The sequence below is a fragment of the Mesorhizobium norvegicum genome, assembly GCF_004919685.1.
Lineage (GTDB): Bacteria > Pseudomonadota > Alphaproteobacteria > Rhizobiales > Rhizobiaceae > Mesorhizobium > Mesorhizobium norvegicum.
In genome coordinates this window covers 92,005-103,826 of sequence record NZ_SMYZ01000047.1, presented here as the reverse complement: position 1 = coordinate 103,826, position 11,822 = coordinate 92,005, and the positions used below count along the sequence as shown (strand labels likewise).

Genomic DNA, 11,822 nt, shown 5'->3' with positions numbered 1-11,822 from the left:
TTTTTAATGCCCGCCGCGCTGCCTGACCACCAGGCTGCGCACCGCAAGCACCAGCACCGTGATGATGATCAGGATCACCGACAGGGCCGCGATCGCCGGATCGATGTTGTCGCGCAGGCCCATCCACATCAGCCTGGGCAGCGTGATGGCGTTGACCGAGGTGATGAACAGCGTGACGCCGATTTCTTCCCAGGACAGCACGAAGGAGAGCAGTGCTGCGGTAACGATGCCAAACTTGATGTTGGGCATGATGATGCGGGTGGCGCGCTCCCATACAGTTGCGCCAAGACCGCGCGCGGCAAGATCGATGCGCCGGTCGAGCTGGCTGAGCGAGACCAGCATCAGCACGGTGGCGAACGGCACCGTCATCACCGAATGCGCCATGGCGACGCCAAGCCAGGTGTCATAGCCGAAGAATGAGCTGAAGCCGGAGATCGAGGTGAGCAGGAAGTAGAGCGTGATCGCAGAGACCACGGGCGGCACCACCATGGGCAGCAGCACGAAACCGACCAGGGCCGCGGTGAAACGCGGCTGGAACATCCACACGCCGAGGCTGAAGCACAGCGCCAGCACGGTGGAAAAGGCGCTGCTGACGATGCCGATGCGGATCGAGAGCAGGATCGAGCCGATCCAGCGCGGATCCTCGATCAGCGCCCGGTAATGGCGCAGCGACAGTTCTCCCGATGGCATGGCCAGCATGCGGCTCGGCGTCAGCGACACCGGGATGACGGCGAGCAACGGCATCAGCAGGAACAGCGCCACGAAAGCGGCGATCACCAGCGAGACGGGACCGGGGCGGTAGGTCGGCATCAGATCAACTGCTTCGGTCTGACATAACGGAACAAAAGCGCCATCAGCGCGCCGACGAACAGCACCAGGACGACGCTGATCGCTGCCCCCAGGCCCCAGTCCGGGCTCTGGAAGATCCTGAGATAGATCAGCTCGGCAATCATGACGCTGCGGCCGCCGCCGAGGATCGCCGGCGTGACGAAGAAGCCGAGCGAGAAGACGAAGACGATCATCGCCGCGCCGATGATGCCGGAGCGCGTCATCGGCACGAACACCGTCCAGAAGGTGCGCATGCGGCTGGAGCCGAGCCCGCGCGCCGCCAAGAGCACGCGGTCGTCGAGGCTGCGCATGGCCGATGCCAGCGGAAAAACAGCGAAAGGAATGAGGAAATGCGTCATGCCGACAATGACGCCGAATTCGTTGCGCACCAGCGCCAGCGGTTCGGAAATGAAGCCGATCGCCTGCAGCCAGGTGTTGATCAGGCCGCGGTTGGACAACAGCGCCACCCAGCCGAAGGCACGGGTCAGCACGGAAATCCAGAAGGGAACGAGAATGCAGAACTCGGCGATCAGGCGCTGTGCCGGGGTGCCGCGCACCCAGACGACGGTGATGGCGTAGGCAGCGGCCACCGAAACCACGGTGACGATTGCCGCGATGCGCAGCGTGCGGATGAACACCGATTGCACCAGATCGTCGGTGAGCAGCGCCTCATACTGGCCGAGCCCGGGCGTCGGCAGCGTGAAGCTCCATTTGACGACGCCGAGGAACGGCCAGGCATAGGCCAGGACGAGAAACAGGAGCAGCGGCGCCATCAACAGCGCCGCGCCCATCCTGTCGGAGAGATAGGATCTCATGTCGACCCGATTATCCCGGCCCTGGTCAGGCCGAGATGATCTTGGTGTATTCGTCGAGCGCCGGCCCGTAGTTCTTGGCGTACCAATCCATATCGAGCGCGATCTGCTTCTTCATGTTCTCGGGATCGACCGGGTTGATGCGCTTCTTGTCGGCGGGGATCAGCGCGTCGGCGGCCGGATTGGCCGGCCCCTGGCCGAGCTTGTCGAACATGACCAGCTCCTTCTGCGGATCCTGCGTGCTGGCGATGAACTTCATCGCCGCTTCCTTGCCGCCGGGATTGTTCTTGAGCACGGCGAGCGCGCCGGGCGAGATCAGGCCCTGGTCCCAGATGAACTTGATCTTGCCGCCCGAGTCCTGCTCGATCAGCGAGGCACGCGTCGACCAGACGATCGCCATCGAGGCCTCGCCGTTGAGCAGCACGCTCTGGCTTTCGGCGCCGCCGCCCCAATAGGCAACGACGTTTTCCTTGAAGGCTGCGATCTTGTCATGCGCGCGCTTGAGATCGAGCGGATAGAGCGACGCCGGCGCGATGCCGTCGGCGAGCAGTGCTGCTTCCCAGCTCGATACGCCCCATTTGTAGAGCGAGCGCTTGCCGGGGAATTTCTTCACGTCGAAGAAATCGGCCATGCCGGTCGGTGCGTCCTTGCCGTACTTCTCGGAATCATAGGCGATGACATAGGAGAAGAAATAGGTCGAGGCGGCGTATTCCCAGCCAAAGCCCTCGCGCATCTTCTTCTTGTCGACGATCGCATAGTCGATCGGCTCGAGAGCCCCTTGAGCGCCGAGCGTGATGGCCGAGAACGGGTCGACGTCGACGAGGTCCCAGGTCGGCGCGCCGCTCTTGAACTGCGCGGCGATGGCGCCTTCGGTCGGGCCTGAGCCGTCCATCTTGACGGTGATGCCGGTGTCCTTGGTGAAGGCCTGGCCGTAGGCGGCGTCATAGGCGGTGATGGCGTCACCGCCCCAGTTGACCAGCACCAGTTCCTTGGCCTGCGCAAAGGCACCGGTCGAGCGCAGCAGCATCGGCGTGCCGGCCAGCACGAGTGCCGCCAGCTGCGTGAACTGCCGGCGCGAGATCTCGCCGCGGCCTGCCCTGGCGGACAGGCTCTCGATGGCTTGTTTCTTGGTGTCGTTTGTCATGTCAGTTCCCCTTTTTTGTCGTTGATAATACCGGAAAACGGTGGTGCTGATATCTCGCCACACCGCTCGTCATTGTCCTCCATGCGGAAGGAGGAAACCCTTTTCCGCCGGCCAGGTGAGCCAGACGGAGTTGCCCTTGCTGAGCGCGGCGGCCGCCACCTCGTTGGGCACCGAGACCGTGACCTTGGCGCCTTGCCGCGTCGTCAGGTCGAGCCGCGTCGCAGCACCTAGATAGGTGGAGTTGGTGGCTGTCGCGGCAATGCCGTTCTCGCCGTCTGCCGCCTCACCCGATATCGACATGTATTCGGGCCGGATCGCCAGGATTGCATCGCCGCGCACCAGTTCGGCCTTGCACCCCATGCTGATCGTGCGGTCTTCGCAGAGGCCGGTCGAGCCATTGCCGGACGGGCGCACACCCTTCAGCGGCAGCATGTTGATCTCGCCGAGGAACTCGGCGACGAAGCGGTTGTCCGGCCGGTCGTAGACTTCGTCGGGCGCTCCAACCTGCAGCAGTTTGCCGTGGTTGAAGATGGCGACGCGCGACGACAGCGCCAGCGCCTCGCTCTGGTCGTGGGTGACGAAGACGAAGGTGGTGCCGGTCTCCTGGTGCAGCCGCTTCATCTCGGCCTGCATCTGGCCGCGCAGGCCCTTGTCGAGCGCGGAAAACGGCTCATCGAGCAACAGCACGCCTGGCTCGAACACCAGCGCCCGCGCCAGCGCCACGCGCTGCTGCTGACCGCCTGACAGCTGCGCCGGCAGTTTTTTCTCGTGGCCCTTGAGGCCGACGCGTTCGATCATCTCGCCGACCCGGCGCTTGATGTCGGCCGCCGATTTCTTGCGCACCTTGAGCGGAAAGGCGATGTTGGCTTCGACGCTCATATGCGGGAACAGCGCGTAGCCCTGGAACACCATGCCGGCGGCGCGTTGCTCGGCCGGCCGGTCGGTGATGTCGACGCCGTCGCTGAACAGCTTGCCCTCGGTCGGTTGCACGAAGCCGGCAAGGATCATCAGAAAGGTGGTCTTACCCGAGCCAGACGGCCCGAGCAGGGTCAGGAACTCGCCACGGCCGATATCGAGCGACAGATTGTCCAGCGCTCGGAACGAGCCGAAGCTCTTGCCGATCCCGATTGCCTTGATCTCTGCGGCACGGCCGGGTTGCTGCATACTGCCCTTTCCCTAACGCTTGTCGAAATCGTAGGCAGGGTGCCGGCTCACCGCAACCGAATAGTTTTCGCGTGATCGGCAAATTTCATTCATCTATGCCGAGATGGCGCCACCCTGCCCTCAATACGGCAGAATGCGGTTCTCCGAGAGCTTCGACCTCAGCCATCCCGCGAACGCTTCCAGCACCGGATGCGAAGCCTTGGCGTGTTCGGAGACCAGGAAATAGGAGCGCGGCGACTTGATCGCGATGTCGAACGGCCTGACCAGCCTGCCTTCGCTCAGCGCCCGGCGGCTGGTCAATTCGTCGCCCATAGCGATGCCCTGGCCAGCAATCGCCGCCGAAAAGACCAGATTCATGTCGGAAAAGAAGATGCCGCCCTCTGTGTCGGGGTTTTCCACCTTGGACAGGGCCAGCCAGCGCGCCCAATCCTCGGTGTCGTCGAGATGCAGCAGATTGGCGCGCAGCACGTCCGACGGTCTCGAAAAGCCACCGACCTTGTTCAGCAGGGTCGGGCTGCAGAGCGGCGTGAACGAGATTTCGCAGAGCGGTTCGACCGCCCGGTTCGGCCAATTGCCGACACCAAAGGCAATGAAGGCATCGGCCTCGGCATTGCTGACATCGTCCAGCCGCCGCGGCGTCAGGATGCGCAGCGCCACGTCCGGATACATCTGCCGGAACTCGCCGATATGGGTGCACAGGAACAACGAGGCGAAACCGGGCGTGCAACTGACCGCGAACGAGCCGCCGACGCCGGTGCCGGCATCGCGCGTCACCGCGTCGCCCAGCACGGTCAGCGCCTTGCGCACGTCGCTGGCATAGCGCTGGCCACGCGGGGTCAGCGCCACGCCCTTGCCGATGCGTTCGAGCAGATCGAAGCCGAGGTCGCGCTCCAGCAGGCGAAGCTGGTGGCTGACCGCGCTGCGGGTCAGGTGCAACTCGTCGGCGGCGCGCCAGACGCTGCCGTGGCGGGCGAAGCTGTCGAGCGCGCGCAGCGCTTGTGTCGATGGTATGCGCAAGGGGCCTCAGGTGAACCGAATTTGCATGAGCCGGGAAAACATATCACTTTTTGGCGAGCTGCTTCACTGCTTTCTTCTCCGGCCATGGAGAAAGCGGTCACCACTTCGGCGCAAGCAACCGCGCTTGCGCATCTCGACGGCATCCAGCCGTCGCTGTCGGCGTGGACGCGCACCATTTTCGACTTCGGCGAGACCGCGTGGCGCGAGTACCAATCCGCTGCCTGGTATGTGGAGCTGCTGAAACGCGAAGGCTTTTCCGTCGAGGAAGGGTCCGGCGGCATGCCGACAGCCTTCTGTGCCCACTGGACGAACGGCGCCGGGCCGACCATCGGCCTGTATGCCGAATATGATGCCGTGCCCGGCAATTGCCAGGACGCGGCGACCGTCAAGCGCCCTCGCCCGGGCCTTGGCGACCAGGCCGGCGGCCATACCGATCCGCATTCCGGGCTCGGCATCTCAAGTCTTGGCGGGCTCCTGGCGACCAAGGCGGCGATGCAGCGCCACGGCATCTCAGGCACGCTGCGCTTCACCGGCGAGCCGGCCGAGAAAGTGCGCGGATCGAAGCCGATCCATGCCGCCAAGGGCTATTATGACGGCCTTGCCGGCATGATCTCCTTCCATCCCTTCTACATGCTGCCGCTCTGCAACACGGCGCGCTGGGACACGCATTGCGGCGCGGCCTATGCGATGATCTACCGCTTTGTGTGCGACGAACCCGAAAATTGGGTTCGCGCAAGCGATGGCGCACCGATCCCGCAGGCGCATTCGGCGGTCAGGGCGCCCGGCGCCAATGACGCGCTTGTCATGATGTACATGGCCTCCAAGGCGCTGCGCGATTCCATGCTGCCGCATCAGGGCGGCTGGTCGATCAGCGAAGCGATCCTCACAGCCGGCCAGGCGACCGCCGACAACCTGCCGGCGGGGCTGGCGGAAATCCAATACATGATCCGCGTTCCGACGCTTGCGATGGCCGAGCAGGTCGCCGCCATGCTCGACCGCAATGCGCAGGCAGCGGCGGCGATGAGCGGTTGCCGGTATGAGCGGCATTGGGTGTCGAAGTCGCGGCCCGGTCTTGCCAACCACGCCATGGCCGAGATCGCCTATGGAGCGTTGTCGAGCGTCGGGCCACCGCGCTGGGACGAGGCGGCGAAGGCAATCGCCCGCGAAATCCAGGTCAATGCAGGCGGGGTAGCGACCGACGAGCCGTTCATTGCCGAGATGGAGCAACTGATCGCGCCGCGGGACGCCGAAACGCTGCTGCGCCGCGACCTGCCGCCGTCGCAGCTCAATTCGACCTCGGACGACTACACCGACATGTCGTGGCATACGCCGACGGCGCGTTTCTACGTCGCCCGTCCGGCGCTACGCTCGGCAAATGGCCACGTCTATCCGGCCTGGGTGATGAATGCGCTGGGCGGCATTTCGGCGACGATCGACCCGATGGTTATCTGTGCGGCGAAGACGGTCGCACTGGCGGCCCTTCGCCTGCTGGAGGACAAAGGCGCCCGCGATACGGCGATGGACGAGTTCGTCACCCGCACCGGCGGCGGCGTCGGCGGCTCGACCTGGATCGCGCCGCTCTGCGACTACGAGCCGCCGATTGGTTTTCGCTGGCCGGAATATGTCACCACCCCGCGCGGACGCGACTGGTGGATCCCGAGCAATCAAACACCCCAAGCCACCTCACGAGGAGCACCCCATGACCGTTCATGACCGCATTGTCGCCGAGCCGTTTTCGCTGCAGCGCCGCAACCCGGCCGGCGGCACCAAGCCGCTGACGGTCTGGGGCTTCGCCAACGAGACCGACGTCCTGACCGATGTCTTGCTCGGCTCGCCCAATTTCCTGCGTCATCTGTCGACCAGTTCGCTGTCGCGAAAGCATCTGCGCGAGGCGCCCTGCAACGTCCAGATCGCGCAGGCGCAGCACAAGGACCTGGTCGCCGCCTACGAGCATTTCGGCGTCAACATCCATTGGCACGAGCCGACGCCGGAGCTGCCGATGCAGGTCTATTCCCGCGATTCCAGCGTCATGACGCCCTACGGCGCCGTCATCACCGCGATGGCCAACTGGTGGCGGCGCGGCGAGAACTACGCCGCCATCCGCACCTACGAAAAACTCGGCATCCCGATCTACGACATGGTCACGGCAGGTACGTTCGAGGGCGGCGACTTCAACGTCATCGAGGACGGCGTCGTGCTGATCGGCTGCGGCGGCGCCCGCACCCAGGAGGAAGGTGCGCGCCAGGTGCAGGCCTGGTTCGACAAGGAAGGCTGGGAAACCCGCATCGCCTTCATCGACGAGTACTATGTCCATATCGACCTGATGGTGGTGCCGATCGCCGAAAAACTCACCGCAGTCTGCCTCGCCTGCACCGAACCCGGCATTGTCGACTGGCTGAAGGGCAAGGGCCACGAGATCATCGACGTGCCGTTCCAGGACACGATGTCGCTCGGCTGCAACTTCATGTCGCTGGGCAAGGACCGGGTGATCGCGCCGACCTCCAGCCAGACGCTGATCGGCGAGCTCAAGGCCCGCGGTTTCGAGGTCGCTGCCGTCGACATGAGCGAGATTTCGAAGACCGGCGGCGGCATCCACTGCATGGCGCAGGCATTGAAGCGCGAACCGGCCTGAGGAGTGGGGTAGCGCTACGCTGCTTCGTTCACATTCGCATCAGCATGATCGGCATCCTGACCGCCAAGGGCGCAAGGTCGGGCGTGAAAACCGGCTGAAATCGCAGGCTGGCGGAAACATGTGCCCAAACCAATGCAATCACAATATCGGCTGCAGACGCTCGCTTGGGCGCCGCAACGCTGGCCAATGCGAAACTTGCACGATAGCTAATATAAGCGCACAGTAAGAATGTTTTTGGGAGGGGGACGGCTCATCAGCAAATCGGGAGGAAACCATGAACACCATGAGCCTCACCACGCTTGAACGCGGCAAAACGACAATCGACGCCGCAGCCCTGGAAGCATTTTCGGCACAATTGCGCGGCACAGTCCTGAGCGAAGGCGATGCCGCTTACGACGAAGCACGGACTGTCTGGAATGCCACGGTCGACCGACGGCCCGGGCTGATCGTGTGCTGCGTCGGCGCTTCCGACGTCATCAGTGCCGTGAATTTCGCCAGGGAGAACAGGCTTCTCGTCTCCGTGCGCGGCGGCGGCCACAACATTGCCGGAAGCGCGGTCTGCGATGGTGGCCTGGTGATTGATCTGTCGTTGATGAAGTCGGTGCGGGTCGACGTCGCTGCGCGGCGAGCATGGGTCGGGCCAGGCGCGACGCTTGCCGATGTCGACAAGGAAACGCAGGCCTTCGGGCTGGTGGTGCCGACCGGCATCAACTCGACCACTGGCATATCCGGCCTGACACTGGGTGGCGGCTTCGGCTGGATCACCCGCAAATTCGGCCTGACCATCGACAATCTTGCCTCCGCCGATGTGGTCACCGCCGACGGCAAACTGCTCCGGGCCAGCCGGACCGAAAATCCTGACTTGTTCTGGGCGCTGCGCGGCGGCGGCGGTAATTTCGGCGTCGTCACGGCATTCGAATTCCAGCTCCATGAGCTTGGATCGCAAGTGCTGGCGGGGCTTGTGGTCCATCCCTTCGCCGATGCCGAAAAGGTGCTGCAGGAGTATCGCAAGGCGCTCGAAACCGCTCCTGACGAGTTGACCTGCTGGGTGGTCATGCGGCAGGCGCCGCCGCTGCCCTTCCTGCCGGCCGAGTGGCATGGCAAGGAGGTGCTGGTTCTGGCCATGTGCTATTGCGGCGACATCGACGCAGGCGAAAAGGCGACCCATAAGCTTCGAGCCATCGGCACGCCGATTGCCGATGTCGTCGGCCCGACCCCGTTCACCGGCTGGCAGCAGGCATTCGACCCGCTGCTTACGCCCGGCGCCCGCAACTACTGGAAGAGCCATGACTTCACCGAGTTTTCCGACAAGGCGGCTGCGGTCGTCACGGGGGCAATAGCCAAGCTGCCGGGACCCGAATGCGAGATATTTGTCGGCCATGTCGGCGGCGCGGCAGGTCGCGTCAAGGCGGACGCAACGGCGTTTCCACAGCGCAGTTCGCACTTCGTCATGAACGTTCACGCCCGCTGGCGCGAACCGGCGATGGACAAGGCCTGCACCGACTGGGCTCGTGCTGTCTACGAGGCGGCCAAGCCTTATGCCGCCGGCACCGTCTATGTGAACTTCATGCCGGAGGACGAGGTCGACCGGGTCGAAGCGGCCTATGGTGGCAACCATCGGCGGCTTCTGGAAATCAAGCAGCGCTACGACCCGCTGAACCTGTTCCGCATGAACCAGAATTTGCGCCCGAAAGAAGGCCTGCGCGCCGCTTGAGGCGCCCGTGCTGCAGTGACAAAAAGCTCACGTCTCCGCTGGAGGCGCGGGCTTTTGCGTTCACGTGCTGTTGGTCATCGGGCATGATTGGCAGGTCGGCAGTGTGTTGTCACTCGCGCGGTTCCGACAGGCTTCGCCGACGCCATCGCGTCAGGACCTAAATTCACGCCCCGCGCCATCAGCAACAAACCCGCCGCTGTGTCTTCGCCGCCCTTGTGAGCGCTGAAAAAATGGAGGAATAGTCTCCCGGAACGCATCGCCCTGAAATTGCCGGTTTGCGGTTCTCAGGTCGCGCAATTGCCTAGCCGGATTTCCGAATGGCCAGTCCTGAACCGCGCAAGAGAAGAGGTCCGATCGCCGCCCGGCTGCTGGCGCTCGACGCATGGATCGATTCATCGCTCTACGAGATCGGTTTCAAAGCGCGCCAGTTCTGGGAAGGCGCGACGATCTTCTCGCGGCGCTTCCGCGTCAACGGCTGGCGCCGTGGCATCATCGAACTGTTGAGCGAAGGCTTTACGCTCGGCGCCGGCGGCATTGTGGTTATGCTGGCGCTGGCCGTTCCGGCTTTCCAGGACACGGCCGGCGACTGGCGCGCCCAGGGCGATTTCGCCGTCACCTTCCTCGACCGCTACGGCAACGAGATCGGCCAGCGCGGCATCATCCAGCGCGATTCGGTGCCGGTCGACGAGATGCCCGATCACGTCATCAAGGCGGTGCTCGCCACCGAGGATCGCCGCTTCTTCGATCACTACGGCATCGATGTGCTCGGCCTTTCGCGCGCCATCTTCGAGAATGTGCGGGCCAATTCCGTCGTCCAGGGCGGCTCGAGCATCACCCAGCAGCTGGCCAAGAACCTGTTCCTCACCAATGAGCGCACGCTGGAGCGCAAGATCAAGGAAGCCTTCCTGTCGCTGTGGCTCGAGGCCAATCTGTCGAAGAAGGAAATCCTGCAGCTCTATCTCGACCGCGCCTATATGGGCGGCGGCACGTTCGGCATCGAGGCGGCCGCCGACTTCTATTTCGGCAAGAGCGTCAAGGACCTGAATCTCGCCGAGGCGGCGATGCTGGCCGGGCTGTTCAAAGCGCCGACCAAATATGCGCCCCACATCAACCTGCCGGCGGCGCGCGCGCGCGCCAATGTGGTGCTGTCGAACCTTGTCGACGCCGGTTTCATGACCGAGGGGCAGGTCCTGCAGGCAAGGCTGCATCCGGCCGATGTCGTTGATCGCGGCGAACAGAAAAGTCCGGATTATTACCTCGACTGGGCGTTCGACGAGGTCAAGAAGATCGCCAAACCGGGCCAGCACTCGCTCGTTGCCCACACCACGTTCGACGCCAACATCCAGAAGGCGGCGGAAGAATCGGTGGAGTTCCACCTGCGCCAGTTCGGCAAGGAGTATAACGTCACCGAGGGCGCGGTCGTCGTCATCGAGACCAACGGCGCCGTGCGCGCCATCGTGGGGGGCCGCGACTATGGCGCCAGCCAGTTCAACCGCGCCACCAAGGCGCTGCGCCAGACCGGCTCGTCATTCAAACCCTATGTCTATGCAACTGCGATGGAACACGGCTTCACCCCTAACTCCATCATCTCCGGCGGCCCGATCAGCTGGGGCAGCTGGTCGCCGCACAACTACAGCGGCGGATCGGCGGGCAACGTCACGCTGATCATGGCCATGGCCAAATCGATCAACACCGTGCCGGTGCGGCTGGCCAAGGACTATCTCGGTATTCCGCCGATCAAGGCGATGGCCGAGGCGATGGGCGTGGAATCGCCGCTCGAAGCGCACAAGACCATGGTGCTCGGCACCTCGGGAATGACGGTGATGGACCAGGCGACGGGCTACAGCGTGTTTGCCGACAACGGCTTCGTCGGCTCCCGGCACGGCATCAGCCAGCTGGTGACCCGCACCGGCGAGGTGGTTTATGATTTCGCCAAGGATGCGCCGCCGCCACACCGGGTGCTGTCGGAGCAGGCGCTCAAATCGATGAACACCATGCTGGCCGCGGTGCCGGTGATGGGCACGGCGCGGCGGGCCCAACTTCCCAACATCGTCGTCGCCGGCAAGACCGGCACGACCCAATCCTACCGTGACGCCTGGTTTGTCGGCTTCACCGGGAACTACACGGCGGCGGTGTGGATGGGCAATGACGACTTCACGCCGACCAAGAACATGACCGGCGGCTCGCTGCCGGCGATGGTATGGCAGCGACTGATGGTCTACGCGCACCAGAACATCGACCTCAAGCCGATCCCGGGCATCGACAAACCCTTCGTCGACGAGGAGATCGCGGCCAAGGCCGAGGAAGCGCAGAAGAAGACCGACGCGCAGGCGGCCGCCGATGCAGCCGCCGAACGGCCGCCCGTGCTGTCCAGCCGGACCACCCAGACGCTGCGGGACATGACCAGGCTGTTTCAGTCGGCCCCCGCCCTCAGTACGCCTCAACCGCCGGAGACGCTGTCGGCGCTTTGATTTTCTAACTGGGTGGGTCTTTCCGACTGGTCTGGGCGGG

The 11,822-nt window shown here is 64.1% G+C and carries 9 protein-coding genes; 4 read left to right on the top strand and 5 right to left on the bottom strand.

Annotated elements, in window-relative coordinates:
- Positions 1–3 precede the first annotated feature (3 nt).
- The 5 genes from FCU66_RS20030 to FCU66_RS20010 all read right to left on the bottom strand — a co-directional run bounded on the left by FCU66_RS20030 (position 4) and on the right by FCU66_RS20010 (position 4,965).
- A complete protein-coding gene (locus FCU66_RS20030; RefSeq protein ID WP_136617563.1) occupies positions 4–810 on the bottom strand; it encodes an ABC transporter permease in 807 nt (268 codons plus the stop codon).
- On the bottom strand, positions 810–1,643 hold the full coding sequence (locus FCU66_RS20025; protein ID WP_027035796.1) for an ABC transporter permease: 834 nt from the start codon (positions 1,641–1,643) through the stop codon (positions 810–812). The genes FCU66_RS20030 and FCU66_RS20025 overlap by 1 nt, the downstream gene beginning before the upstream one ends.
- Before the next feature lie 25 nt (positions 1,644–1,668).
- A complete protein-coding gene (locus FCU66_RS20020; RefSeq protein WP_136617564.1) occupies positions 1,669–2,784 on the bottom strand; it encodes an ABC transporter substrate-binding protein in 1,116 nt (371 codons plus the stop codon).
- 69 nt (positions 2,785–2,853) lie between these two features.
- A complete protein-coding gene (locus tag FCU66_RS20015) occupies positions 2,854–3,948 on the bottom strand; it encodes an ABC transporter ATP-binding protein (protein ID WP_136617565.1) in 1,095 nt (364 codons plus the stop codon).
- Positions 3,949–4,068: 120 nt separating this feature from the next.
- Positions 4,069–4,965 carry a LysR substrate-binding domain-containing protein gene (locus FCU66_RS20010; protein ID WP_109662545.1) on the bottom strand — a complete coding sequence of 299 codons (897 nt, stop codon included), beginning with the start codon at positions 4,963–4,965 and terminating at the stop codon, positions 4,069–4,071.
- 84 nt (positions 4,966–5,049) lie between these two features.
- Here FCU66_RS20010 and FCU66_RS20005 point away from each other — a divergent pair, with 84 nt between their 5' ends.
- From FCU66_RS20005 to FCU66_RS19990, 4 genes are all read left to right on the top strand, one after another.
- A complete protein-coding gene (locus tag FCU66_RS20005; RefSeq protein ID WP_136617566.1) occupies positions 5,050–6,678 on the top strand; it encodes a zinc-binding metallopeptidase family protein in 1,629 nt (542 codons plus the stop codon).
- Positions 6,665–7,597 carry a dimethylarginine dimethylaminohydrolase family protein gene (locus FCU66_RS20000; protein WP_136617567.1) on the top strand — a complete coding sequence of 311 codons (933 nt, stop codon included), beginning with the start codon at positions 6,665–6,667 and terminating at the stop codon, positions 7,595–7,597. The genes FCU66_RS20005 and FCU66_RS20000 overlap by 14 nt, the downstream gene beginning before the upstream one ends.
- A gap of 274 nt (positions 7,598–7,871) precedes the next feature.
- Positions 7,872–9,311 carry an FAD-binding oxidoreductase gene (locus FCU66_RS19995; RefSeq protein WP_136617568.1) on the top strand — a complete coding sequence of 480 codons (1,440 nt, stop codon included), beginning with the start codon at positions 7,872–7,874 and terminating at the stop codon, positions 9,309–9,311.
- Positions 9,312–9,628: 317 nt separating this feature from the next.
- Positions 9,629–11,782 (top strand): transglycosylase domain-containing protein, encoded by a 2,154-nt coding sequence (locus tag FCU66_RS19990; RefSeq protein WP_136617569.1) that lies wholly within the window; start codon positions 9,629–9,631, stop codon positions 11,780–11,782.
- Positions 11,783–11,822 lie beyond the last annotated feature (40 nt).

Excerpts from the sequence above, each read along its gene's own strand:
- FCU66_RS20030 (WP_136617563.1), bottom strand. The coding sequence starts at position 810 with ATGCCGACCTACCGCCCCGGTCCCGTCTCGCTGGTGATCGCCGCTTTC.
- FCU66_RS20025 (WP_027035796.1), bottom strand. The coding sequence starts at position 1,643 with ATGAGATCCTATCTCTCCGACAGGATGGGCGCGGCGCTGTTGATGGCG.
- FCU66_RS20020 (WP_136617564.1), bottom strand. The coding sequence starts at position 2,784 with ATGACAAACGACACCAAGAAACAAGCCATCGAGAGCCTGTCCGCCAGG.
- FCU66_RS20015 (WP_136617565.1), bottom strand. The coding sequence starts at position 3,948 with ATGCAGCAACCCGGCCGTGCCGCAGAGATCAAGGCAATCGGGATCGGC.
- FCU66_RS20005 (WP_136617566.1), top strand. The coding sequence starts at position 5,050 with ATGGAGAAAGCGGTCACCACTTCGGCGCAAGCAACCGCGCTTGCGCAT.
- FCU66_RS20000 (WP_136617567.1), top strand. The coding sequence starts at position 6,665 with ATGACCGTTCATGACCGCATTGTCGCCGAGCCGTTTTCGCTGCAGCGC.
- FCU66_RS19995 (WP_136617568.1), top strand. The coding sequence starts at position 7,872 with ATGAACACCATGAGCCTCACCACGCTTGAACGCGGCAAAACGACAATC.
- FCU66_RS19990 (WP_136617569.1), top strand. The coding sequence starts at position 9,629 with ATGGCCAGTCCTGAACCGCGCAAGAGAAGAGGTCCGATCGCCGCCCGG.